The organism is Paraburkholderia sp. GAS334, from assembly GCF_050436625.1.
Lineage (GTDB): Bacteria > Pseudomonadota > Gammaproteobacteria > Burkholderiales > Burkholderiaceae > Paraburkholderia.
In genome coordinates this window covers 295,764-317,520 of the sequence record NZ_JBNDMO010000003.1, presented here as the reverse complement: position 1 = coordinate 317,520, position 21,757 = coordinate 295,764, and the positions used below count along the sequence as shown (strand labels likewise).

Here is a 21,757-nt window from a genome sequence, read left to right as displayed (position 1 = left end):
CTCCAGCGTTCCGCTTGAATTCAAGATGGGCATTGTAGCCCCTTGGTTCAAGGTGCGTCCGAGGTAGCCGGGCATCCCCAACGCGGCCGTCAGCCCTTGTCTGTTGCGGCGCAACATGCTTTCCCGGCCCCGGGATTGCCCTGATGGCTTTAGGGGTTTTACTCTAGATTCTGCGAGCGCCCGACGGGTCTGTGAGCTGCTGTAGCGCTGATTCATAAGGGTTTTTGCCTATTCAAGCCGACGATGTTGTCGTTTTGCATTATGAAATGTGATTTCACCATGCAAATATTCTTGCGTCGCACAAGGTCGACTCATATAATCCGTTTCATTGGTTGTCGCAGTTCGACAATCTCCGCTGTCTCCTCCACCTCCTCCTTTGGTGGATTAAGCCCGAACCGAGCTGTTCGGGCTTTTTTTCGCCTGTCCTTCTCGCGTTTCGTCGCAATCTTTGACGTGGCGCGGCAATTTCCTTTATAATTCAGGGCTTTTCCGCATATGCCCGCGGGAGAAGAACAGGGAGAGCCTGCACAGCGCCTCGATGCGCGAACACTAAGCAGGGAAAAAACACAGGGCAAAGCATTTTTATTTTGGATCGATCATGAAGACGTTTTCCGCAAAAGCCCATGAGGTGACGCGCGAATGGTACGTGATTGACGCGACGGATAAGGTTCTCGGCCGTGTCGCCAGCGAAGTGGCACGCCGTCTTCGCGGCAAGCACAAGCCTGAGTTCACTCCCCACGTCGACACCGGTGATTTCATCATCGTTATCAACGCCGGCAAGTTGAAAGTCACGGGCAACAAGTCCACGGACAAGAAGTACTACCGCCACTCGGGTTACCCGGGCGGTATCTATGAAACGACGTTCGGCAAGATGCAGGAACGCTTCCCGGGCCGTGCGCTCGAGAAAGCGGTCAAGGGCATGCTGCCGAAGGGCCCGCTCGGCTACGCGATGATCAAGAAGCTGAAGGTCTACGCAGAAGCAACGCATCCGCATTCGGCACAACAGCCGAAAGCGCTCGAGATCTAAGGGGAGCCCACATGATCGGTAACTGGAACTACGGTACGGGCCGCCGCAAGAGCGCCGTTGCACGTGTCTTCATCAAGGCAGGCAAGGGCGACATCATTGTGAACGGCAAGCCCATCGCCGATTACTTCTCGCGCGAAACGTCGCTGATGATCGTGCGTCAGCCGCTGGAACTCACGAACCACGCTGTCACGTTCGACATCAAGGTGAACGTTTCGGGTGGCGGTGAAACGGGTCAGGCCGGTGCAGTTCGCCACGGCATTACCCGCGCGCTGATGGACTACGACGCAACGCTGAAGCCGGCTCTGTCGAGCGCAGGTTTCGTGACGCGTGATGCACGTGAAGTCGAACGTAAGAAGGTCGGCTTCCACAAGGCACGCCGCAGGAAGCAATTCTCGAAGCGTTAATCGCTTCGGGTCAGGTTCGTCTTCGGGCGGATCTGCTGCAAAAAAGCCGCTTTCGCTTATGCGTTGGCGGCTTTTTTCATTGGCTTGCGTGCGCGTGCGCATGCATCGAAGCTCGGTTATCCTGATACAAATGTGTCGAATACCCCTACAGGAAGCCCTTGATTTCACAGGGCTTCAGCACGATATTGAGATCAGCCCTACAATAGCGGCTAGAAGCTTTTTTGGAGAGTTCGAATGAACGCAGTCGCCGAGACCCCCATGACCGAGATGCCCAGCCCCTTCGTCTTTACCGACGCAGCGGCCGACAAGGTCAAGCAGCTGATTGACGAGGAAGGCAACCCGGAGCTGAAACTGCGCGTGTTCGTGCAAGGTGGCGGCTGCTCGGGCTTCCAGTACGGATTTACGTTCGACGAAGCCATCAACGAAGATGACACCGTGATGAACAAGAGCGGCGTCCAGTTGCTGATCGACTCGATGAGCTACCAGTACCTGGTGGGCGCCGAGATCGACTACAAGGACGACATCAACGGCGCGCAATTCGTGATCAAGAATCCGAACGCGTCGACGACCTGCGGTTGTGGCTCGTCGTTCTCGGTCTGATTATCGATCGATGTAACGTTTCTGCTGTACAAAAACGGGGCTGAAAAGCCCCGTTTTTTATTGCCCTCACCGTTTTCACTTCCAGCGAGTTTTCACCTCCAGCGAGAGGAGAGCGACCTCAACGCGGATAAATCGCCCCGAGCACGCGTTCGCCCGCCGCACCCGTCACGGCCGGCAGGTTGCCCGGCTCGCGCGCGACGCAGCGCATTGCGAGCCATGCGAACGCCAGCGGCTCAACCTGATTCGGCGGCACGCCGAGCGCTTCGGTGGTCATCACCGGCACGCCGCATACGCCGCTTTCTTCGAGCGCCGTCTGCAACGCCCTCAGCAGCTCAGGATTGCGCGCGCCGCCGCCGCATACGTACACCGCTTGACTATCCGACGCGTGCCGTTCGATCTCGCGTGCAATCGTGATCGCGGTAAGGGCGGTGAGCGTCGCCTGCACGTCGGCAGGGCTCACGTCCGCGAAGGGTGCGAGTCTGGCATCCATCCATTCGGCATTGAACAGGTCACGGCCGGTGCTCTTCGGCGGTTGCTGTTCGAAGAACGGCTCGTTGAGCAACGCGTTGAGCAACGGACGATGCACCTGTCCGCTGGCGCCGAACACACCGCCCTCGTCGAAAGGCTTGCCGAGATGACGATGCGCCCACTCGTCGAGCAATGCGTTGGCAGGTCCGCAATCGAAGCCGCGCACACCGCCGGCAGCGCCGAGAATCGTGATGTTGCTGATGCCGCCGAGGTTGCATACGACGCGCGTCTCGCCCTTCTTGCCGAACACCGTCGCGTGAAACGCCGGCACGAGCGGTGCACCCTGGCCGCCGGCCGCGACATCGCGCGAACGGAAATCGGCGACCACGTCGACGTGCGTCATTTCCGCGAGCAGCGACGGATTGTTGATCTGGCGTGTGTAGCCCTTTTCCGGACGATGCCGCACGGTCTGTCCGTGCACGCCGATTGCGCGGACCTGGCTCACGGAAAGGTTGCCGCATCGCATCAGCTCGTGACAGCAGACCATATAGCGCGCGGCGAGCGCATTCGCGGCCAGCGCCTCGCGCTCGATCTCGTTCTCGCCGGGCCGTTGCAGGGCGAACAGTGCATCGCGCAAGCCTTCCGAAAAGCCGACGAACGCCTCGCTCCTGACCACCGGCGGCTTGCCCCTGGTGAACTCGACCGCGACGCCGTCGACGCCGTCCATGCTCGTGCCTGACATCAATCCGATATACACGCCGTCTGCCGTGTCTCGCGCCACGTTCTGCTCCTTCATCCATTCGTTGCGAACTGTTCCAACAGATTAACAGCGCAACGGGCCGCGAGGAAAGGCGCGCCCCGGAAAGATCGGCTTCGCGGGGCGAATCACGTAAAATCCGGTGTCCGTCCCGGCGCCGGCCGCCCGCGCCAACTATGGGACAATCTCTCTTTTCGACGTCACCTTTTAGCATGAGCTCCGAGTCCACTTCCAGGCCAACCCCCGCTTTCCCGATCACCGACGAGGTCCGCCACGCGCTTGCCGTCACGAAACGCGGTGTCGACGAACTGCTGATCGAAGACGAGTTCGCGCAAAAGCTCGCGAAGAGCCAGGCCACCGGCGTGCCGCTGCGCATCAAGCTGGGCCTCGATCCGACGGCGCCTGACATCCACATCGGCCACACGGTCGTGCTGAACAAGATGCGCCAGTTGCAGGACCTCGGACACACGGTGATTTTCCTGATCGGCGATTTCACGTCGCTGATCGGCGATCCGTCGGGCCGTAACGCGACGCGTCCGCCGCTCACGCGTGAGCAGATCGAGTCGAACGCCAGGACGTATTTCGATCAGGCCGCGCTCGTGCTCGACCGCGACAAGACTGAAATCCGCTACAACAGCGAATGGTCGATGCCGCTCGGCGCCGACGGCATGATCAAGCTCGCGTCGCGCTATACGGTCGCGCGCATTCTGGAGCGCGAGGATTTCACGAAGCGCTTTCAGGGCGGCGTGCCGATTTCGATCCACGAATTCCTGTATCCGCTGATGCAGGGTTACGACTCGGTCGCGCTGAATGCCGACCTCGAACTGGGTGGTACGGACCAGAAGTTCAACCTGCTCGTGGGCCGTGAACTGCAGAAGCAGTACGGCCAGGAACAGCAGTGCATCCTGACGATGCCGCTGCTTGAAGGCCTCGACGGCGTCGAGAAGATGTCGAAGTCGAAGAACAACTATGTCGGCATCAGCGAAAAGCCAGGCGACATGTTCGGCAAGCTGATGAGCATCTCCGATGTGCTGATGTGGCGTTACTTCGAACTGCTGTCGTTCCGTCCGATGGACGAGATCGCGGGCTTCAAACGCGAGATCGAGGCGGGGCGGAACCCGCGCGATTTCAAGGTGATGCTCGCGCAGGAAATCGTGGCGCGCTTCCATTCGTCCGCTGACGCCGGGCGCGCGCTCGAAGACTTCAATCATCGTGCGAAGGGCGGCGTGCCGGACGATATTCCTGCTGTGACGCTCGCGGGCGCGCCGCTCGCAATCGGGCAACTGCTGAAGCAGGCGGGTCTCGTGCCGTCGACGAGCGAGGCGCTGCGCAACATCGAGCAGGGTGGCGTGAAGATCGATGGCACAACAGTGTCCGACAAGGGCCTGAAAATCGAAGCGGGCGAGTTCGTCGTGCAGGTCGGCAAGCGCCGCTTTGCGCGCGTGACGTTGACGGCCTGATGGGCCTCATCGACTTGATACACGTGAACGGCGTCATGAGGTCCGCGTCGATCGCTGGATCGGAGCGCTCAGCGTGATCGCGCTGATTCAACGTGTGCGGCGCGCGGACGTGCGCGTCGGCGACCGCATCACGGGCGCGATCGGGGCCGGTCTGCTCGCGCTCGTCTGCGCGGAGCGCGGCGACACCGATGCAGTCGCCGACAAACTGCTTGCGAAGCTGCTGGGCTACCGCGTCTTCAGCGATGCTGCGGGCAAGATGAACCTGTCCGTGCAGAACATCGACGGTGCAGGCGGGGCAGGCGGCCTGCTTATCGTGTCGCAGTTCACGCTCGCCGCGGACACCAACAGCGGCCTGCGCCCGAGTTTCACACCGGCCGCACCGCCCGACGAGGGTCGCCGTCTCTTCGACTATTTCGTCACCGCAGCGCGCGCGAAGCATCCTGTCGTCGAGACCGGCGAGTTCGGCGCCGACATGCAGGTGTCGCTCGTCAATGATGGCCCGGTCACCTTCTGGCTTCAGACGCGTCCCTGAAGACGAAACGCAAAATCGCGCGTCGACGCTTTTTGAGACAATGGTGCTTCTGTATCCGACCCGGCGACCCAGGCGCGCATTTCCATGACCACGCAAGTTCTCTTCATCCGGCACGGCGAGACCGACTGGAACCGCATCAAACGCATCCAGGGGCACATCGACATTCCGCTCTCGACGAGTGGCATCGAACAGGCGCACAAGCTGGCGGAGCGGCTGGCGGGTGAAGCGAAGCAGGGCGCGCGACTGGATGCGATCTATTCGAGCGATCTGACGCGTGCGCAACAAACCGCGCAGCCGATCGCCGATGTACTGGGCATGTCGCTCCAGCTACGCGAAGGGTTGCGCGAGCGCTCCTATGGGGCGTTTCAGGGCCACGACAGCGATGAAATCTCCGTGCGTTTCCCGGACGAATATGCGCATTGGCAAACCCGCGACCCGGGCTTCGCACCGCCCGATGGCGAATCGTCGCGAGCGTTTTACCATCGCGTGCTGCACACGATCGAACCGATCGTCGCAGCGCATCCGGATGGCCGGATTGCGTGCGTGGCACACGGTGGCGTGCTCGATTGCGTGTACCGGTTCGCGAACAACTTGCCACTCGATGCGCCTCGCAGCTATGCGCTGCTCAACACGAGCCTCAATCTGGTGGACTTCGATAATGGCGTGGCGACGGTTGTATCGTGGGCCGACGTCGGGCATCTCGGCGGACGCAGCGAGGACGATGGTTTCAGGAGAGTGCTTTAGTTCGGGCGTCGGACGCTTTCGTGCGCTCGCAGTAGCACGTGTCCTGCATAAGCGGGATCACGCGAGGCAATGCTCATCGGCAACCGGCATTTCAGATCTCGCAGCCGTTCCAGCCGGGTTCTGGCCGTGCAGTTTGATACTGCTCAGCCATGAGGCGTCGCCACGCGTCGACGGGCGCGTTTCGATACGCCGTTCACCAGCGCCCAACGCATGACGGGCGCGACGAGCTTCACGCCTGGCCGCACCAGCGCCCGCCGCACACCGGCAAAGGTGTCGAAGCCGAGCATCGTCTTCGCCCACGGCGGCAACAGGTCGACACCGGCATTCAGCATCAGCGCGCCCGCCGGCCGCATCATGGCGCTTGGCGGGCGCGCATTCATCAGGATCTTCACGACTTCGCGCGTGCGCGAACTGGCTTGCAGTTCTGGCTGCATGGCGATCAGATACGCGTCGATTTCAGCACGTGAGCGCGGGATGCCCGAAGCGCCGAGCATCTCGGCGATGCGCGCCGTTTCAGCAAAGTACTGGTCCTGCGCATCGCCCGGCAAAGCCGGGTTCACGTAGTGCAGATGCGCGGTGAGGAAACTCGACACCTCCGCAACATGCACCCACGTCAGCAACGCGGGATCGCTCGCGCGATAAGGCCGACCATCGGGCGCGAAGCCAGTCACGCCGAGATGGATCTGCTTCACGCGTTCGATCAGCGCCAGCGCGTCGCGTCGATTGCCGTAGGTGGTGCCCGCGACGAACGTCGCGGTGCGACGCAGGCGCCCGAGAATGTCAGTGCGAAACGACGAGTGATCCCACACGCCAGCAAGCGCGAGTGGATGAAGCGCCTGAAGGAGGAGCGCGCTGATGCCACCCGTCATCATCGAGGTGAAGTCGGCATGGATTTTCCAGCAGACTGCATTCGGGCCGAACAGGCCAGGATCTCCCGGCGGCGACGAATAATCGAGCGACGGGCCGCCGCCGCTCGTCAGGTGCGTGACGCTCGCGGCCAGCTTTGAGCGCACACGTTTCGCCACCAGCTGGGCAAAACTGGCGCGGTCGTTCGGCTGGCTGGCTTGGTCTGACATCGCCGGATTACTCCTGCTACCCACTACAACATCGCGCGCCCTGACGATCAGGACGTGCCGGAATCCCACAGATCGCGCACCGGACTCGACGAATCCGGCGCGGAAAGCCCGAAGTGCCGGTACGTCAGCAACGTTGCCACACGGCCGCGTGGCGTGCGCTGCAGGAAGCCCTGCTGGATCAGATACGGCTCGAGCACGTCTTCGATCGTATCGCGCTCTTCACCGATCGCCGCGGCCAGGTTGTCGACGCCTACCGGGCCACCGTCGAACTTGTGCAGGATCGCCTCGAGCAGTTTGCGGTCCATCAGATCGAAGCCGACCGGATCGACATCGAGCATGGCGAGTGCCGCGTCGGCGACCTTCGCGGTGATATTGCCGTCCGCTTTCACTTCAGCGAAATCGCGCACGCGGCGCAGCAGACGGTTCGCGATCCGCGGTGTGCCACGCGCACGCTTCGCGATTTCGAACGCGCCATCAGGATGGATCTGCGCGCCGAGCAGCGACGCCGAGCGGCTGACAATGCGCGCGAGTTCTTCAGCGTTATAAAACTCCAGCCGCGCGACGATACCGAAGCGGTCGCGCAGCGGATTCGTCAGCATACCGGCACGCGTTGTCGCACCGACCAGCGTGAACGGTTGAAGGTCGAGCTTCACGCTACGCGCGGCCGGACCTTCGCCGATCATGATGTCGATCTGGTAGTCCTCCAGCGCGGGATACAGGATTTCCTCGACGACCGGCGACAGCCGGTGAATTTCATCGATGAAGAGGACATCGTTCGCTTCGAGATTGGTGAGCAGCGCCGCGAGGTCGCCCGCGCGTTCAAGCACCGGCCCGGACGTTTGCCGCAGATTGACCCCCATTTCGCGCGCGATGATGTGCGCGAGCGTGGTCTTGCCGAGGCCCGGCGGCCCGAACAGGAGCACGTGGTCGAGCGATTCAGCGCGGCGCCTCGCGGCCTCGATAAAGATTTCCAGCTGGCCGCGCACCTTTTCCTGCCCGACGTACTCGTCAAGGTGGCGCGGGCGCAACGCGCGCTCGAACGCTTCTTCGTTCGGCGACGTAGGCGTGGCGGCGATGATGCGTTCGGCGGCGAGTTTGTCGGTTTCGATCATGCGGACATTGTACCGCGCGATGCCCGCGCAGAAAGCTGGCCGAACGGCCAGGGTGCGCAATGCGACGCGGCGTGCGAAGCTTTAACCGTCGTCGCGCAGGGGGCTCTGTCCGCCGGGCGCGGTCAGCCCGCCGTCAGCCTTTTGACAACGCCTTCAGTGCGAGCTTGATGCCGTCAGAAACACCGGTGCCGGCCGGCACGTTCTTGATGGCCGCCAACCCTTCCTTTTCGGAGTAGCCCAGTGCGAGCAGTGCATTCAGGATATCGCTGGCGTGACCGGACGCGGAGGCCGCGCCCGCCATCGCGCCCAGGTCGGCACCAAGCTTGCCCTTCAGTTCGAGCAGCAGGCGCTCGGCTGTTTTCTTGCCGATGCCAGGAACGCGTGTGAGGCGCGCGGCGTCCTGCAGCGTGACGGCCTGGCCGAGTTCGTGAACGCTCATGCCCGAGAGCACCGCGAGCGCCATACGCGCGCCGATGCCGCTGATCTTGAGCAGTTCGCGAAACGTCGTACGTTCCTGCGCAGAGCCGAAGCCGTATAGAAGCTGCGCGTCTTCGCGCACGATCATCTGTGTGAGAAGGACGACGCGCTCACCGGTCGCCGGCAGGTTGTAGAACGTGCTCATTGGCACGTCGACTTCGTAGCCAACGCCGTTGCAGTCGATGAGCAGATGCGGCGGATTCTTTTCCAGCAGGACGCCGGCAATGCGACCGATCATGGTGAGTTCGATGGTGAAGTAAAGCGCGAGTGTAGCGCAGCGCGTCAGGCAAAAGGGCGGCGATGGTGAGGGCTTTAACGAGGCGGTTCGATGGCAGTGCTGGCGAAAGCCGGGCCAGGCGCCGTCGTTGCTCTAGCCGACGAGTCGTCCACGCCGCACCCGCAGGCCCTTCTTCGCGAGCGAAGGTGCAATGCCGCCCAGCGTGCTCAGCGTGCCGCCGCCGTGTGCGTGGCAGATAGCCATGCCGAGGGCGTCGGCGGCATCGGTGCCCGGCACGCCGGAGAGATTCAGGAGGCGCGCGACCATCTGCTGCATCTGTTCCTTGGTGGCGCGTCCGTAGCCGACCACTGCCTGCTTCAGTTGCAGCGCGGTGTATTCAGCGACCGGCACGCCGCCTGCTACGAGTCCGCAAATAGCGGCGCCGCGTGCCTGGCCGAGCAGGAGCGTCGATTGCGGATTGACGTTGACGAACACCTTTTCGATCGCGGACTGATCGGGCGCGTGCTGGCGGATCAGCGTGGATATACCGTCGAAGATCGTGCCGAGGCGCGACGGCAGGTCGGCATCGGCGGTCTTGATGACGCCGCTCGCGACGTAGGTCAGCTGGTGGCCAGTCTGGTCGATCACGCCGAAGCCGGTAACGCGCAAACCAGGGTCGATGCCGAGAATTCTCATGAGGTGCGATGCGGAATAAGTGCCTGCGATACTACAACGAACGGGCTACACAGCGGGCGGTGGGCGACGGCGGCGCAGCAATAAATGTGGCGGAGCCTGACATCTGAAAAGGCAGGAGCAAATGGAAACGTACCGGAACCTGAACGGCGACTCTGGCGTAGTGGCGTACGAAATCGGTGATGACTTCGTCGCGGTCCGGTTCCGGTCGACGGGCGACACGTATTGGTACACGCGCGCGAGCGTCGGCGCGCGGCACGTCGCGGCGATGAAAAAGCTGGCGCTGGGCGGGCGAGGGCTCAGCACGTATATCAGTTCACATCCCGACGTGAGAGACGGCTACGAACGAAAGGACCCGGCCGGATAGCGCGGAAAACGCGCAAAAGAAAGGAAAGCGGCCCGACAGGAAGACCTGTCGGGCCGCTTCGATCAAGCCATTAACGCCGGCATAACCGGCGAAGGAGCAGGAATCAATGACGGAAGTGACGCACGCCAGTCAGCACCATCGCGATGTTGTGCTCATCGGCGGCGGCGACCACTTCGTCGTCGCGCATCGAGCCGCCCGGCTGGATCACGCATGTCGCACCAGCGGCAACGACCACGTCGAGGCCGTCGCGGAACGGGAAGAACGCATCCGAAGCCACTGCCGACCCCGCCAGCGTCAGGCCGGCGTTCTGCGCCTTGATGCTCGCGATGCGCGCCGAATCCACGCGGCTCATCTGGCCTGCGCCGACGCCAAGCGTCATGCCGTTGCCGCAGAACACGATCGCGTTCGACTTCACATACTTCGCGACGCGCCATGCGAACAGCAGGTCGTCCATTTCCTTCGGCGTCGGGTAACGCTTCGTGACCACGCGCAGTTCGTGCGGCTGCACATTGTGCGAATCGAGCGACTGCACGAGCAGACCGCCGCCCACACGCTTCAGGTCGAACGCGTTATGTCCGTCGCCGGGCGCGATCTCGAGCAGACGCACGTTCTGCTTTGCCGCGAACACCTGGCGAGCCGCCGCGCTGAAAGCGGGCGCGATCAGCACTTCGACGAACTGCTTCGCCACAGCCTGCGCCGTCGCTTCATCGACTTCGCGATTGAACGCGATGATGCCGCCGAACGCCGACGTCGGATCCGTCTGGAACGCCTTCGCGTACGCTTCGTTCGCATCTGCGCCGACCGCGACGCCGCACGGATTCGCGTGCTTGATGATCACGCACGCCGGCACGTCGAACGTCTTCACGCATTCCCACGCGGCATCGCTGTCAGCAATGTTGTTGTACGACAGTTCCTTGCCCTGCAACTGGTTGTAATTCGCCAGCGCGCCAGCCGGCACCGTGAGGTCCCGGTAGAACGCGGCGCTCTGGTGCGGGTTTTCGCCGTAGCGCAGGTCCTGCACCTTTTCGATCGCCAGGTTGAACGTGGCCGGATAAGTGTTGCGCGACGAATGTTGAAGCTCGTCGGTCAGGCTCGTCAGGTAGTTCGTGATCGCGCCGTCGTACTGCGCGGTATGCGCGAACACCTTGGTGGCCAGACGGAAGTTGGTCCTGTAGCCAACCGAGTTGCTGTTTGCACGCATCTCGTCGAGCACAACCGCGTAATCGGCCGGGTCGACCACGACCGTCACGTCGCGATGGTTCTTCGCGGCGGAGCGCAGCATCGTCGGGCCGCCGATATCGATGTTCTCGATCGCGTCTTCCAGCGAGCACGCTTCCTTCGACACCGTCTGCACGAACGGGTACAGGTTCACGACGAGCAGGTCGATCGTCGGGATGTCGTGCTTCTCAAGCGCGGCCATGTGTTCCGGCAGGTCGCGGCGCGCGAGAATGCCGCCGTGCACCTTCGGGTGCAGCGTCTTCACGCGCCCGTCGAGCATTTCCGGGAAGCCGGTGTAATCGGCGACTTCAGTGACGGACAGGCCTGCGTCCGCGAGCAGTTTCGCGGTGCCGCCGGTCGACAGGATCTTGACGCCGAGGTCCGACAGCGATTTGGCGAAATCGACGATGCCGGACTTGTCGGAAACGGAGATGAGCGCTTGCTTGATCATGATGAGAAAGCCGGGGAGGAACGTGACGGGGCGCGTGAAGTTACAACAAACCGCTACAGCAAACCGTGCTGTTGCAGCTTCTTGCGCAGCGTATTGCGGTTGATGCCGAGATACTCGGCGGCCAGCGACTGGTTGCCGCCGGCCTGCTCGAGCACCACCTCGAGCATCGGTTTTTCAACGCACGAAACGACCATGTCGTAGATGTCGTGCGGGTTTGAGCCGTCGAGATCCTGGAAGTACATGTCCAGGCTGTCGCGGACGCATTGTTCGATATTGTGCTTGCTCATGCTGCCAGTCGGTCGTTATTGTCCGGCTCGCCGACAGTGTCTTCGACGTAGATCAGGCGGTCGGAAACCGCCTTTTGCGCGTCGAAAAATTCGTTGACGGCGAGCAGTTGTTCGCGCGTGGTGTCCAGCGTATTCATGCGATGCCGGAACACGTTGGCGCCAGAAAGGCCGCGAGTGTACCAGCCGATATGCTTGCGTGCAGTACGGACCCCGGTGAATTCGCCGTAGAACGCGTAGTGATCTTCGAGATGTTCATTCATCACCTGCTGGATCTCGTCGATACGCGGCGGCGGCAGCAATTCGCCCGTCTGCAGGAAATGCTCGATCTCACGGAAGAGCCACGGGCGCCCCTGCGCCGCACGGCCGATCATGATGGCATCTGCGCCGGTCGCGGCGAGCACGTCGCGCGCCTTTTGCGGCGTGGTGATGTCGCCGTTCGCGACGACCGGGATACGCACGGCGCCCTTCACGGCGGCGATGGTCTCGTATTCGGCGTCGCCGTGATAGAGATCCGCGCGGGTGCGGCCGTGTACGGTCAGCATCGAGATGCCGGCGTTTTCGGCGAGACGCGCGATGACCAGTGCGTTCCTGTTGTCGCGATCCCAGCCCGTGCGGATTTTCAGCGTGACCGGCACCGCATCGGGACCGGTGCCCACCGCACCCACGACCGCCTCGACGATCTGCTGAACCAGCGGTTCGTTCTGCAGCAGCGCGGAGCCGGCGGCCACGTTGCACACCTTCTTGGCCGGACAGCCCATGTTGATGTCGATGATCTGCGCGCCGTTCGCCACGTTGTAGCGCGCGGCTTCGGCCATCATCGCCGGATCGGCGCCGGCGATCTGGACCGCGATGGGTTCGACTTCGCCCGCGTGGTTGGCGCGGCGCATGGTTTTCTCGCTTTTCCACAGCTGCGCATTCGACGCGACCATCTCCGAGACGGCATAGCCCGCGCCCAGCCGCTTGCACAGCTGGCGGAACGGCCGGTCCGTCACGCCGGCCATCGGGGCGACGAACAGGTTATTGCGCAGATTGTGCGAGCCGAGAATGGGCATGACGGGAACAGTGCCCGCGTGATCGGGAGCGATCGTCGCGGTGGCGAAATGCGTAGGAAAACCGCCATTTTACCGTTAACGCGTTCCTGACAGACGACTTGCCTCAGACGTAACCCATTAAATCTTCTATGAAAGCGCCGCCGCCATAGACCGGCGACCGCCCGCGGGTGCAACGAACAGGCGGGCGGTGCGGACGATCAGCGACGCTGTCCGAACATCATTTGCCGCGCGAGGGCGGTCTTGACCGGCGGCAGGAATTCGAGCGCCGTCAGCGCGAGCCCGCGCAGCGTGGCGAGCGGCGGGAAATCGACGGTGAAGAGGCGCGCGAGGGTGTCGGTGGCGCCGATTGTCAGGCGCCGGTCTAGCGCACGACGTGCGGCGAAGGCGGCCAGCGCGACTGGCGTAGCGCCATGCTGCGCCAGTGCGTCGACGAGGGCGTGCGCGTCGCGCAGACCGAGGTTCAGCCCTTGTCCCGCGACCGGATGCAGCGTCTGCGCTGCGTTGCCGATCGCGACGACGCGACCCTTGACCAGCGTATCCACGGCATTCAGGCCGAGCGGGAACGACGCGCGTCCCTTGATATGCGTGAACGCGCCCATGCGGTCACCAAACGCGGCACCGAGCTCGTGCAGGAATGCCGCGTCATCGAGTTGCGTCCGGCGCGCGGCTTGTTCCGGTGAGCAGCACCAGACCAACGCGTAGTCCGCGCCGCGCACGCCGCCCATCGGCAGCAGCGCGATCGGGCCTTCGGACGTGAAGCGCTCCCACGCCACATGCGGCTGCGGCGCCGATACCGTGATCGTGCCGACCAGCGCTGTCTGCCCGTAGTCACGCGTCGCGCCATCACCGGTGCGTTGTTCGTGGTAAACACCGCCTTCCGCGTTGACGAGAATCCGCGTGCGCAGATTACGCGTCACATGTGTGCTTTCGACCGGCAACGTAACGCCGTCGTGCTCCTGCGTAAACGGGAGCGCCGACGTGGAGCGCAGCCAGTGCGTGGGCGTTTCGCGGACGGCTTCGGCGAGCGCGTGCACGATCGAGCCGTAGCGCAGCACATAGCCGAGCGCCGGCAGGTCGTGCTCGGTGTGATCGATCACCGTGCGGCCGAAGTGACCGCGCTGCGATACGTGGATCCGCTGGATCGTCGTGGCGTCGCCGGGCCAGCGCAGCGGTTCGAGGATCATCCGGCTGCCTTGCGACACCGCGATTGAGCGTGGATCGGACACGGCGTCGTCGGGGTCGCGCGCGTCGATCAGCGCCACGGAAAGTGCGCGCGTCGCGCTGCGCCGCGAGAGCCAGCCGGCCAGCGCGAGGCCGACCGGGCCGGCGCCCACGATAGTGACGTCGAAGTCGAACGGTGCGGCCGCCGACGGTTGCGCTGCTTCATTCATCTCGTGCAGATTCCTTCTTCTTTACGGTGCACCCGCGCCAGCGCGCGCGGCCTGCATCAATGCTTCGATTTCATCTGCCTTGACCGGCACATCGCGCGTCATCAGTTCGCAGCCCGTTTCGGTGACGACTGCGTCGTCCTCAATGCGAATGCCGATGTTCCAGTAGCGCTCGGGCACGTCGTCCGATGCGCGGATGTAGAGGCCGGGTTCGATCGTCAGCGTCATCGACGGCTTCAGGATGCGCCACGGCAGCGCGCCGTGTTCGTCCAGCGGTGCGCCACGTTCGCCGCCTCGTTCGCCGCTTCGTTCACGATAGTCGCCGCAATCGTGCACGTCCATGCCGAGCCAGTGACCCGTGCGATGCATATAGAAGCGCGCATAGGCGCGCTCAGCGATCACTTCGTCGACAGACGCATGGCGTTGCCGGTCGAGGATGCCCGTATCGAGCAGACCCTGCGAAAGCACGCGCACGGCGGCCTGATGCGGCGCGTCGAAACTCGCCCCGGGGCGCGTCGCGTCGATCGCCGCCTGCTGCGCGGCGAGTACGATGTCGTACAGTTCGCGCTGTGCCGGCGTGAATTTTCCGCTGGCCGGAAAGGTGCGCGTGATGTCGGACGCGTAGCCATCGAGTTCGCACGCGGCGTCGATCAGGATCAGGTCGTTTTCCTGCGCAATCGTGCTGCCGGCGGCGTAGTGCAGCACGCACGCATTGGCGCCCGCCGCGACGATCGAGCCATACGCAGGCGCCTGCGCGCCGTGCTTGCGGAACGTGTAGAGCAGTTCCGCTTCGAGTTCGTATTCGCGCACGCCGGGCCGGCAGGCCGCCATCGCCCGACGATGTGCTTCAGCCGAAATCTGCCCCGCGCGACGCATGATCCCGAGCTCATGCGCGTCCTTGAAGAGACGCATTTCGTCGAGCACGGGCAGCAGGTCGTGGATCGCCGCCGGTGCGCTCACGCCGCTGCGGCTCTGCGCGCGTACGGCCTCGAGCCAGCCGCGCACCTGACCATCCAGCTCCGCCGACGCACCCAGCGCGTAATGCAGCGCCGGCTTGTCCGCGATCACGCGTGGCAGTTGGGCGTCGACTTCATCGAAGGCGAATGCGGCGTCAAGGCCGAACGCCTCGCGCGCGCCATCGGGGCCGAAGCGGAAGCCTTCCCATATCTCACGCTCGACATTCTTCGCCCGGCAGAACAGGATCGACGCAGGCTCGTCCGTCCCGGCGCTCGCGTCCAGCACGAGCAGGGCCTCGGGCTCCATGAAGCCTGTCAGGTAATAGAAATAGCTGTCGTGCCGGTACGGATAGTCGGCGTCGCGGTTGCGCAGCACCTCCGGTGCAGTCGGGACAATGGCGACGCCGCCGCCCTTCGCACGCAGCGTGGCGAGCACGCGCTCACGGCGCTTGCGGTAGACGTCGATGGCGATCTGAGGTTCGGTCAGCTGGTTCATCGTGCGATTGTAGCGCTCAATGCGCACTGAAGCCGGCGGGCGGCCGGCGCGTTAGCCATCCGGCCAGCTGGGCGTCGGTGCACAATTGCCGCAATGTTGCAATCCGTCCACAGCACCGTGCGGCGCGCATCACAAGACGCGGCGGCGGCGTCTGGATCGATGCAAACCAACGTTATACTTCCGCCGGATTCCAAACAGGGCAGTGTCATGAAACTCATTGGTTCGTTCGCCAGTCCGTTCGTCCGCAAGGCGCGGATCGTGCTCGCCGAAAAGAAGATCGACTACCAGCTGGTGCTCGAGAATGTCTGGGTGCCGGAAACGACGATCCACACGTTCAACCCGCTCGGCAAGGTGCCGTGTCTCGTGATGGACGACGGCGAGGCTGTTTTCGACTCGCGCGTGATCTGCGAGTACGTCGATACGCTGTCGCCGGTCGGCAAGCTGATTCCGCAGCCGGGCCGCGAGCGCATCGAGGTGCGCTGCTGGGAAGCGCTGGCTGACGGCATGCTCGACGCAGCCGTTCTCATTCGCCTCGAAGGCACGCAGCGTACGGAAGCGCATCGTAACGAAGCGTGGGTTGCACGACAACAGCACAAGATCGACGACGGTCTCGCCGCGACGTCGCGCGGTCTTGGCAGCAAGAACTGGTGCACGGGCAATCACTACACGCTCGCGGACATCGCAGTGGGCTGTGCGCTCGGCTATCTGGATTTCCGCATGCCCGAGCTGAACTGGCGCGAACTGTATCCGAATCTGGACAAGCACTTCCAGAAGCTGTCGCTGCGCCAGTCGTTCATCGATACAGTGCCGTCAAACTGAGCCTGCGGTTCAGGCTGCGGCTGGCTTTTCGGTTCGCGCCGCGGCCAGCGTCGTGGTCACGATGACGCCGCGGCCGCCTGCGCCCGGTTCGAGCGTGATCTCGCCGCGGTGCGCCTGCACGATCTCGCGGACGATCGCAAGACCGAGCCCCGTACCTTCCGTATCGGCCGACGCGCGATAGAACGGCTCGAATACCCGGCTACGCGCTTCGGGCGCGATGCCGGGGCCATCGTCTGACACGATCAGTGTGACCGTCGAGCCGTCACTGCGCACGGCAACGGTGACGTGACCGCCCGCCTGCGTATAGCGGATCGCGTTTTCCACGAGATTCGCGACGAGCGCCGACAGCAGCCCTGGATGGCCGGTCACGGGTGCCGGTCCGTCGAGTTCAGCACCCAGGTCGATCTCGCGCGTCTGTGCGAGCAAGGCCAGATCTTCCGCAACATCCTTCGCCAGGGTGGACAGGTCCACGGGTTCGCTCGCGAGTTGCGTGTAATCGGCGGCCTCGGCCTGCGCGAGCAGCAGCAGCTTGTTGGTGAGGCCGACCATCGAGCGGTTGCTCCGGTGCATGGCCGCGAGCGCTTCGGCGAGCGCGGGCTCGATGCCGCCGTGCTGCCGCGCGAACTGCAACTGCGTACCGAGCAGGGTGAGCGGTGTACGCAACTGATGCGCGGCATCCGCGATGAAGCGCCGCTGCGCAGCAACCTGCACGCCGAGTTGCGCGATGCACTGATTGATCGCCTCGACGATCGGCCGCAATTCCGTGTGCAGCCGCTCGACGCGGATCGGCGCCAGTTGCATCGGATCGCGGTCGGCGACGTCTTCTTTCACCTTCATCAGCGGCCGCAATTCGAACGTCAGGCCGATACAAACCAGCGCCACCGCCAGCACGATCATCTCGATCTGCCGTACGAGCTGCGGTTGCCAGAGTTGTTGCGCCATCGCGTCGCGCGAACGTACTGTTTTGCCGACCGACACGCGCACGCGCCGCGTCGCGCCGTTGTCGTACATCTGTCGCACGAAAGCGACGGCGCGAACGGCGCTGCCTTCACGATCGGCGTCGTAGAACGTGGGTGTTTCTGTGGCAGCCGAGGCGCTACCTGGAAAGTCCGGCGTGCCGGCGAGCAGCTGGCCATCATCGACGGTCACGCTATAGAACGCCTGATCGCGATACGGCGACACGAATACTTCGAGCGCGGCGGGCGGCACATCGACGCGCAGAAAGCCGTCGACCCATTCCACTTCGCCCGCAATCATCCGCGCCGACGAAACCAGCTGGTTGTCCTGCACGAGATCGGCGGTGTGCCGCGCGTTGTCGAACTCGGCCTTGCCGGTGACGAATACATACAGCGCGAGCGGCACGAGCAGCCACCACAACAGGCGCATGCGCAGGCTATTGGTCATCTTCTTTCTTGCGCAGCAGATAGCCGAGCCCGCGCAGCGTGACGATCGCGGCCGAACTGCCGTCGAGCTTCTTGCGCAGCCGCGAAATATAGATTTCGACGGCATCTTCGCTGGGTTCGTCGGACAGCGTGAAGATTGCGTCGACCAGCGCCGGTTTCGACACGGTCTTGCCGAGCCGCAGGATCAGCGTTTCGAGCACCGTGCGTTCGCGTGGCGTCACGTTCAGTGGCGCGCCTTTCAGCGTGAACTGGCGCGTGTCGATATCGAAGGCGAGATCGCCGCACACGACATCGCCGGCCTTCGACGGCGTCTGCCGCCGGATCAGCACCTTGATACGCGCGACGACTTCGCGCACCTCGAACGGCTTCACCAGATAGTCGTCCGCGCCCGCGCCGAGCAGCTCGACCTTTTCATCGATCGAGCCGCTGGCCGTCAGGATCATCACGGGCGTGGTGTCGCCGCGCTGGCGCAGACGGCGCAGCACGTTCTTGCCCGACAGCTTCGGCAGGTTCAGGTCGAGCAGCACGACGTCGTAGTGATTCGTGCGCAGGAGCTGGTCGGCGGCGTCGCCATCCTGGACGGCGTCGAGCGTGAACGACTCCTGTTCGAGCATCTTCGCGAGCCAGTGCGCGAGCGTCGGATTGTCTTCAATGAGCAGCAGCTTCATGGTGGGCACGGCGGAAATCAGGCCGTCGATTGTGCCGTAAAACAGGCGCCTTGCGCGCTCCCAGCCGTATTTCCGCGTCCTTCGAGGCGTTTTCGGCGGGTTGGGGGCGGGGTGTGGGCGGGTTGTGGGGTTAACACCCATGAATTGCCGACGAGCCCGAAAGCTCTCAGAAGGCTTCCGCTTTCTATAATCCGCCACATTCATCCAGAAAGCGCCGCACATACGAAAACGGCGCACCGATCTCAGGAGACTGCTTCATGCGTACTTTGCGCCAGATTGCCACTGTGTCAGGTGTTGCGTTTGCCCTCGCTGCCGCTTCGTCGGCGGCCCAGGCCGAAAAACTGACCATCATGGTCGGCGGCGCCACCAAGATCATCTACCTGCCGGCCAAACTGACCGAACAGCTCGGCTACTTCAAGGACGAAGGCCTCGACGTCGAAGTCCTGTCGCAACCGGCTGGCGTCGACGCGGAAAACGAACTGCTCGCGGGCGCGGTGCAGGGCGTGGTCGGCTTCTACGATCATACGATCGATCTTCAGAGCAAGGGCAAGGAAGTCGAGGCGCTGGTGATCTTCGGCCAGGTGCCGGGCGAAGTCGAAATGGTGTCGACGAAAGCCTCCGAAACGCTCAAGAGCATGGCTGACGTGAAGGGCAAGACGCTCGGCGTGACGGGCCTTGGTTCGTCGACGAGCTTCCTCACGCAATACCTCGCACAGCGCGCGGGCGTGCCGTCGACGCAATACACGCTGCTGCCGGTTGGCGCTGACAACAGCTTTATCGCCGCGATCAAGCAGAGCCGCATCGATGCCGGCATGACGACCGAGCCGACCGTTTCGCAACTGCTGAAAACCGGCGACGCGAAGGTGCTGGTCGACATGCGCACGCTGGAAGGCACGAAGGCGGCGCTCGGCGGCACGTATCCGGCCTCGAGCTTCTACGTGCAGCGCGCGTGGGCCGAGTCGCACAAGGATGACGCGACGAAGCTGTCGCACGCGTTCGCGAAGACGCTGAACTTCATCGCGACGCACAGCGCCGAGGAAATCGCCGAGAAGATGCCGAAGGACTACTACGGCAACAACAAGGACATGTACGTGGGCGCGCTGAAGGCGTCGCTGCCGATGTTCACGAAGGACGGCAAGATGCCGGCCGACGGTCCGGATACGGTGCTGAAGGTGCTGTCGGCGTTCAACCCTTCGGTGAAGGGCAAGCATATCGACCTCGCGAAAACGTATTCGAACGAATTCGTTTCGTCGGCACAGGTCAAGACGGCAGCGAAGTAATACACGCGATGGAGCGCGCTAGCACAGGCGCTCATCCATCAGGCAACAATGACGCAACAACGAGGCATCAGCTGATGAATCAACCTTTGTCACGCGGCACGCCGGCCATCGAGCTGCGCAACGTATCGTGCCGTTTCATTTCTCCGGACGGCAAGGCGACGGTCGCATTGCGCGATTTCAGCATGTCGGTGGCGCGTGGCGAATTCGTCGCCATCGTCGGCCCGACGGGCTGCGGCAAGTCGACCACGCTCAGCATGATCACCGGCCTTCTGAAGCCGACGACCGGCGAAGTCCGCGTGATGGGCGCACCGGTCGACGGCATCGATCCGCGCATCGGCTTCGTCTTTCAGGCCGACGCCGTGTTCCCGTGGCGCTCGGTGCTCGACAACGTCGCGGCGGGGCCGCTCTATCGCGGTCGTTCGAAATCGGCTGCGCACGACGAAGCCAATGAATGGCTGCGTCGCGTGGGCCTCGAGAAGTTCGGCAAGCACTATCCGCATCAACTGTCGGGCGGCATGCGAAAGCGCGTCGCGCTGGCACAGACCTTCATCAACAAGCCGGAAATCCTGCTGATGGACGAGCCGTTCTCCGCGCTCGACATGCAGACCCGCACGCTGATGCAGGATGAACTGCTGCAGCTGTGGTCGGGCACGGGCTCGGTCGTGTTCGTCACGCACGATCTCGAGGAAGCGATTGCGCTGGCGGACCGTGTGTTCGTGCTGACCGCGCGCCCGGCAACGCTGAAGAAAGTATATGAGATCGACCTGCCGCGTCCGCGCGTCACGTCGGAGATTCGCTACGACCCGCGCTTCATTGAGATCTCGCGCGATATCTGGCATGACCTGCGCGAAGAAGTGCAGATCGGTTAATCAAGGAACGAGAGACATGTCTACTACCCCTCAACAGACGATGCCCTCGGGCCTCGACGCGGCTTCGCTCGCGCAGGTCGAGCGCGTCGCACAGAAGCACATCCGTCAACGTCGTGCGCTGGTGATTTCGCTGCGCGTGCTGGTACTCGTCGTCGTGCTCGGCGGCTGGGAACTCTCCGCGCGCCTGAAGTGGATCGATCCGTTCTTCTTCTCGATGCCGACGTCCATCTACGATCAGATCGTCGACTGGTTCGTGAACGGCACGTCGCAAGGTCCGCTGCTCACCCAGGTCTGGGTCACGCTTGAAGAGACCGGGCTTGGCTTCATTATCGGCTCGGTGGCGGGTGTGTTCTGCGGCATCGTGCTCGGCCGCAACAAGCTGCTGTCCGACGTGTTCAGCCTCTACATCAAGATCGCCAACTCGATTCCGCGTGTGGTGCTGGGCTCGATTTTCGTGATTGCGCTTGGTCTCGGGATGGGATCGAAGGTGGCGCTCGCGGTGGTGATGGTGTTCTTCGTCGTGTTCGCCAACGCATTCCAGGGCGTGCGCGAAGCCGACCGCTACATGATCGCGAATGCGCAGATTCTTGGCGCGTCGCGCCGCCAGGTGACGACGTCGGTGGTGATTCCGTCGGCGCTCAGCTGGATTCTGGCCAGCCTGCACGTGAGCTTCGGCTTCGCGCTGGTCGGCGCGGTGGTCGGCGAGTTCCTCGGCTCGAAGCAGGGTATCGGTCTCCTGATCTCGACCGCGCAGGGCGCGTTCAACGCGAGCGGCGTGTTCGCGGCGATGATCGTGCTGGCGGTGGTGGCGCTCGCGGCAGATTATCTGCTGACGGCAGTCGAGGAACGTCTGCTGAAGTGGCGGCCCGCGGTGGTGTGAGGTTTTTGCGTAGCCACTCTGGCGGTGCGATAGAAACAGAAAGCGCGCGTCCCGGT

The 21,757-nt window shown here is 63.3% G+C and carries 23 protein-coding genes; 11 read left to right on the top strand and 12 right to left on the bottom strand.

Going from position 1 to position 21,757, the window contains the following annotated elements:
* Positions 1 to 598 precede the first annotated feature (598 nt).
* From rplM to erpA, 3 genes are all read left to right on the top strand, one after another.
* Positions 599 to 1,027, top strand: a complete 429-nt coding sequence (gene rplM, locus P3T21_RS08330) for a 50S ribosomal protein L13 (RefSeq protein ID WP_429255444.1) — start codon at positions 599 to 601, stop codon at positions 1,025 to 1,027.
* An 11-nt stretch (positions 1,028 to 1,038) separates the two neighbouring features.
* Positions 1,039 to 1,431, top strand: a complete 393-nt coding sequence (rpsI, locus tag P3T21_RS08325; protein ID WP_429255443.1) for a 30S ribosomal protein S9 — start codon at positions 1,039 to 1,041, stop codon at positions 1,429 to 1,431.
* 234 nt (positions 1,432 to 1,665) lie between these two features.
* Positions 1,666 to 2,031, top strand: coding sequence for an iron-sulfur cluster insertion protein ErpA (gene erpA / locus P3T21_RS08320; RefSeq protein WP_429255442.1), 366 nt, complete (start codon positions 1,666 to 1,668; stop codon positions 2,029 to 2,031).
* Between the two features lie 118 nt (positions 2,032 to 2,149).
* Here erpA and P3T21_RS08315 read toward each other — a convergent pair whose 3' ends face one another.
* Entirely contained in the window at positions 2,150 to 3,280 is a 1,131-nt protein-coding gene (locus P3T21_RS08315; RefSeq protein WP_429255441.1) for an anhydro-N-acetylmuramic acid kinase, read from the bottom strand.
* Positions 3,281 to 3,468: 188 nt separating this feature from the next.
* Here P3T21_RS08315 and tyrS point away from each other — a divergent pair, with 188 nt between their 5' ends.
* The 3 genes from tyrS (at position 3,469) to P3T21_RS08300 (ending at position 5,992) form a co-directional block, all read left to right on the top strand.
* Positions 3,469 to 4,716 carry a tyrosine--tRNA ligase gene (gene tyrS / locus P3T21_RS08310; RefSeq protein WP_429255440.1) on the top strand — a complete coding sequence of 416 codons (1,248 nt, stop codon included), beginning with the start codon at positions 3,469 to 3,471 and terminating at the stop codon, positions 4,714 to 4,716.
* A 73-nt stretch (positions 4,717 to 4,789) separates the two neighbouring features.
* Positions 4,790 to 5,248 (top strand): D-aminoacyl-tRNA deacylase, encoded by a 459-nt coding sequence (dtd, locus tag P3T21_RS08305; RefSeq protein WP_429255439.1) that lies wholly within the window; start codon positions 4,790 to 4,792, stop codon positions 5,246 to 5,248.
* 84 nt (positions 5,249 to 5,332) lie between these two features.
* Positions 5,333 to 5,992, top strand: coding sequence for a histidine phosphatase family protein (locus P3T21_RS08300; RefSeq protein ID WP_429255438.1), 660 nt, complete (start codon positions 5,333 to 5,335; stop codon positions 5,990 to 5,992).
* A 143-nt stretch (positions 5,993 to 6,135) separates the two neighbouring features.
* Here P3T21_RS08300 and P3T21_RS08295 read toward each other — a convergent pair whose 3' ends face one another.
* The 4 genes from P3T21_RS08295 to ruvC form a co-directional block, all read right to left on the bottom strand.
* Entirely contained in the window at positions 6,136 to 7,068 is a 933-nt protein-coding gene (locus P3T21_RS08295; RefSeq protein WP_429255437.1) for an oxygenase MpaB family protein, read from the bottom strand.
* Between the two features lie 47 nt (positions 7,069 to 7,115).
* The gene (ruvB, locus tag P3T21_RS08290; RefSeq protein WP_429255436.1) at positions 7,116 to 8,180 is read right to left on the bottom strand and encodes a Holliday junction branch migration DNA helicase RuvB; all 1,065 of its coding nucleotides are present in this window, start codon (positions 8,178 to 8,180) and stop codon (positions 7,116 to 7,118) included.
* Positions 8,181 to 8,313: 133 nt separating this feature from the next.
* Positions 8,314 to 8,895, bottom strand: a complete 582-nt coding sequence (ruvA, locus tag P3T21_RS08285) for a Holliday junction branch migration protein RuvA (protein WP_429255435.1) — start codon at positions 8,893 to 8,895, stop codon at positions 8,314 to 8,316.
* 132 nt (positions 8,896 to 9,027) lie between these two features.
* A complete protein-coding gene (ruvC, locus tag P3T21_RS08280; protein ID WP_429255434.1) occupies positions 9,028 to 9,570 on the bottom strand; it encodes a crossover junction endodeoxyribonuclease RuvC in 543 nt (180 codons plus the stop codon).
* Positions 9,571 to 9,691: 121 nt separating this feature from the next.
* On the opposite strand from ruvC, the gene P3T21_RS08275 reads away from it, so the two are divergent.
* Complete coding sequence (locus P3T21_RS08275) at positions 9,692 to 9,934, top strand: hypothetical protein (protein WP_429255433.1); 243 nt, start codon at positions 9,692 to 9,694, stop codon at positions 9,932 to 9,934.
* Positions 9,935 to 10,037: 103 nt separating this feature from the next.
* Here P3T21_RS08275 and purH read toward each other — a convergent pair whose 3' ends face one another.
* The 5 genes from purH to pepP all read right to left on the bottom strand — a co-directional run bounded on the left by purH (position 10,038) and on the right by pepP (position 15,782).
* On the bottom strand, positions 10,038 to 11,603 hold the full coding sequence (purH, locus tag P3T21_RS08270; protein WP_429255432.1) for a bifunctional phosphoribosylaminoimidazolecarboxamide formyltransferase/IMP cyclohydrolase: 1,566 nt from the start codon (positions 11,601 to 11,603) through the stop codon (positions 10,038 to 10,040).
* 53 nt (positions 11,604 to 11,656) lie between these two features.
* Entirely contained in the window at positions 11,657 to 11,890 is a 234-nt protein-coding gene (locus P3T21_RS08265; RefSeq protein WP_133660946.1) for a Fis family transcriptional regulator, read from the bottom strand.
* Positions 11,887 to 12,942 (bottom strand): tRNA dihydrouridine synthase DusB, encoded by a 1,056-nt coding sequence (gene dusB / locus P3T21_RS08260; protein WP_429255431.1) that lies wholly within the window; start codon positions 12,940 to 12,942, stop codon positions 11,887 to 11,889. The genes P3T21_RS08265 and dusB overlap by 4 nt, the downstream gene beginning before the upstream one ends.
* A gap of 197 nt (positions 12,943 to 13,139) precedes the next feature.
* The gene (locus P3T21_RS08255; RefSeq protein WP_429255430.1) at positions 13,140 to 14,333 is read right to left on the bottom strand and encodes a UbiH/UbiF/VisC/COQ6 family ubiquinone biosynthesis hydroxylase; all 1,194 of its coding nucleotides are present in this window, start codon (positions 14,331 to 14,333) and stop codon (positions 13,140 to 13,142) included.
* A 21-nt stretch (positions 14,334 to 14,354) separates the two neighbouring features.
* Complete coding sequence (gene pepP / locus P3T21_RS08250) at positions 14,355 to 15,782, bottom strand: Xaa-Pro aminopeptidase (RefSeq protein ID WP_429255429.1); 1,428 nt, start codon at positions 15,780 to 15,782, stop codon at positions 14,355 to 14,357.
* A gap of 207 nt (positions 15,783 to 15,989) precedes the next feature.
* Between pepP and P3T21_RS08245 the strand changes: the two genes are divergently transcribed.
* The gene (locus tag P3T21_RS08245; protein WP_429255428.1) at positions 15,990 to 16,601 is read left to right on the top strand and encodes a glutathione S-transferase N-terminal domain-containing protein; all 612 of its coding nucleotides are present in this window, start codon (positions 15,990 to 15,992) and stop codon (positions 16,599 to 16,601) included.
* Positions 16,602 to 16,610: 9 nt separating this feature from the next.
* Here P3T21_RS08245 and P3T21_RS08240 read toward each other — a convergent pair whose 3' ends face one another.
* Both P3T21_RS08240 and P3T21_RS08235 read right to left on the bottom strand, forming a co-directional pair.
* Positions 16,611 to 18,005 carry a sensor histidine kinase gene (locus P3T21_RS08240; protein WP_429255427.1) on the bottom strand — a complete coding sequence of 465 codons (1,395 nt, stop codon included), beginning with the start codon at positions 18,003 to 18,005 and terminating at the stop codon, positions 16,611 to 16,613.
* Positions 17,995 to 18,672, bottom strand: a complete 678-nt coding sequence (locus P3T21_RS08235) for a response regulator (RefSeq protein ID WP_429255426.1) — start codon at positions 18,670 to 18,672, stop codon at positions 17,995 to 17,997. Before P3T21_RS08235 ends, P3T21_RS08240 begins: the two co-directional genes overlap by 11 nt.
* Positions 18,673 to 18,929: 257 nt before the next feature.
* Here P3T21_RS08235 and P3T21_RS08230 point away from each other — a divergent pair, with 257 nt between their 5' ends.
* The 3 genes from P3T21_RS08230 to P3T21_RS08220 all read left to right on the top strand — a co-directional run bounded on the left by P3T21_RS08230 (position 18,930) and on the right by P3T21_RS08220 (position 21,701).
* Positions 18,930 to 19,952 carry an ABC transporter substrate-binding protein gene (locus tag P3T21_RS08230; RefSeq protein ID WP_429255425.1) on the top strand — a complete coding sequence of 341 codons (1,023 nt, stop codon included), beginning with the start codon at positions 18,930 to 18,932 and terminating at the stop codon, positions 19,950 to 19,952.
* Positions 19,953 to 20,026: 74 nt separating this feature from the next.
* Positions 20,027 to 20,821 (top strand): ABC transporter ATP-binding protein, encoded by a 795-nt coding sequence (locus P3T21_RS08225; RefSeq protein WP_228874218.1) that lies wholly within the window; start codon positions 20,027 to 20,029, stop codon positions 20,819 to 20,821.
* A gap of 16 nt (positions 20,822 to 20,837) precedes the next feature.
* On the top strand, positions 20,838 to 21,701 hold the full coding sequence (locus tag P3T21_RS08220) for an ABC transporter permease (protein ID WP_429255424.1): 864 nt from the start codon (positions 20,838 to 20,840) through the stop codon (positions 21,699 to 21,701).
* Positions 21,702 to 21,757: the final 56 nt, after the last annotated feature.

Coding starts and splice junctions, on each gene's coding strand:
- dusB (WP_429255431.1), bottom strand. CDS start 12,942: ATGCCCATTCTCGGCTCGCACAATCTGCGCAATAACCTGTTCGTCGCC.
- P3T21_RS08230 (WP_429255425.1), top strand. CDS start 18,930: ATGCGTACTTTGCGCCAGATTGCCACTGTGTCAGGTGTTGCGTTTGCC.
- purH (WP_429255432.1), bottom strand. CDS start 11,603: ATGATCAAGCAAGCGCTCATCTCCGTTTCCGACAAGTCCGGCATCGTC.
- P3T21_RS08255 (WP_429255430.1), bottom strand. CDS start 14,333: ATGAATGAAGCAGCGCAACCGTCGGCGGCCGCACCGTTCGACTTCGAC.
- rplM (WP_429255444.1), top strand. CDS start 599: ATGAAGACGTTTTCCGCAAAAGCCCATGAGGTGACGCGCGAATGGTAC.
- P3T21_RS08265 (WP_133660946.1), bottom strand. CDS start 11,890: ATGAGCAAGCACAATATCGAACAATGCGTCCGCGACAGCCTGGACATG.
- tyrS (WP_429255440.1), top strand. CDS start 3,469: ATGAGCTCCGAGTCCACTTCCAGGCCAACCCCCGCTTTCCCGATCACC.
- P3T21_RS08220 (WP_429255424.1), top strand. CDS start 20,838: ATGTCTACTACCCCTCAACAGACGATGCCCTCGGGCCTCGACGCGGCT.
- ruvB (WP_429255436.1), bottom strand. CDS start 8,180: ATGATCGAAACCGACAAACTCGCCGCCGAACGCATCATCGCCGCCACG.
- ruvC (WP_429255434.1), bottom strand. CDS start 9,570: ATGAGAATTCTCGGCATCGACCCTGGTTTGCGCGTTACCGGCTTCGGC.
- P3T21_RS08295 (WP_429255437.1), bottom strand. CDS start 7,068: ATGTCAGACCAAGCCAGCCAGCCGAACGACCGCGCCAGTTTTGCCCAG.
- P3T21_RS08245 (WP_429255428.1), top strand. CDS start 15,990: ATGAAACTCATTGGTTCGTTCGCCAGTCCGTTCGTCCGCAAGGCGCGG.
- pepP (WP_429255429.1), bottom strand. CDS start 15,782: ATGAACCAGCTGACCGAACCTCAGATCGCCATCGACGTCTACCGCAAG.
- P3T21_RS08235 (WP_429255426.1), bottom strand. CDS start 18,672: ATGAAGCTGCTGCTCATTGAAGACAATCCGACGCTCGCGCACTGGCTC.
- erpA (WP_429255442.1), top strand. CDS start 1,666: ATGAACGCAGTCGCCGAGACCCCCATGACCGAGATGCCCAGCCCCTTC.
- ruvA (WP_429255435.1), bottom strand. CDS start 8,895: ATGATCGGTCGCATTGCCGGCGTCCTGCTGGAAAAGAATCCGCCGCAT.
- rpsI (WP_429255443.1), top strand. CDS start 1,039: ATGATCGGTAACTGGAACTACGGTACGGGCCGCCGCAAGAGCGCCGTT.
- P3T21_RS08275 (WP_429255433.1), top strand. CDS start 9,692: ATGGAAACGTACCGGAACCTGAACGGCGACTCTGGCGTAGTGGCGTAC.
- P3T21_RS08225 (WP_228874218.1), top strand. CDS start 20,027: ATGAATCAACCTTTGTCACGCGGCACGCCGGCCATCGAGCTGCGCAAC.
- P3T21_RS08240 (WP_429255427.1), bottom strand. CDS start 18,005: ATGACCAATAGCCTGCGCATGCGCCTGTTGTGGTGGCTGCTCGTGCCG.
- P3T21_RS08300 (WP_429255438.1), top strand. CDS start 5,333: ATGACCACGCAAGTTCTCTTCATCCGGCACGGCGAGACCGACTGGAAC.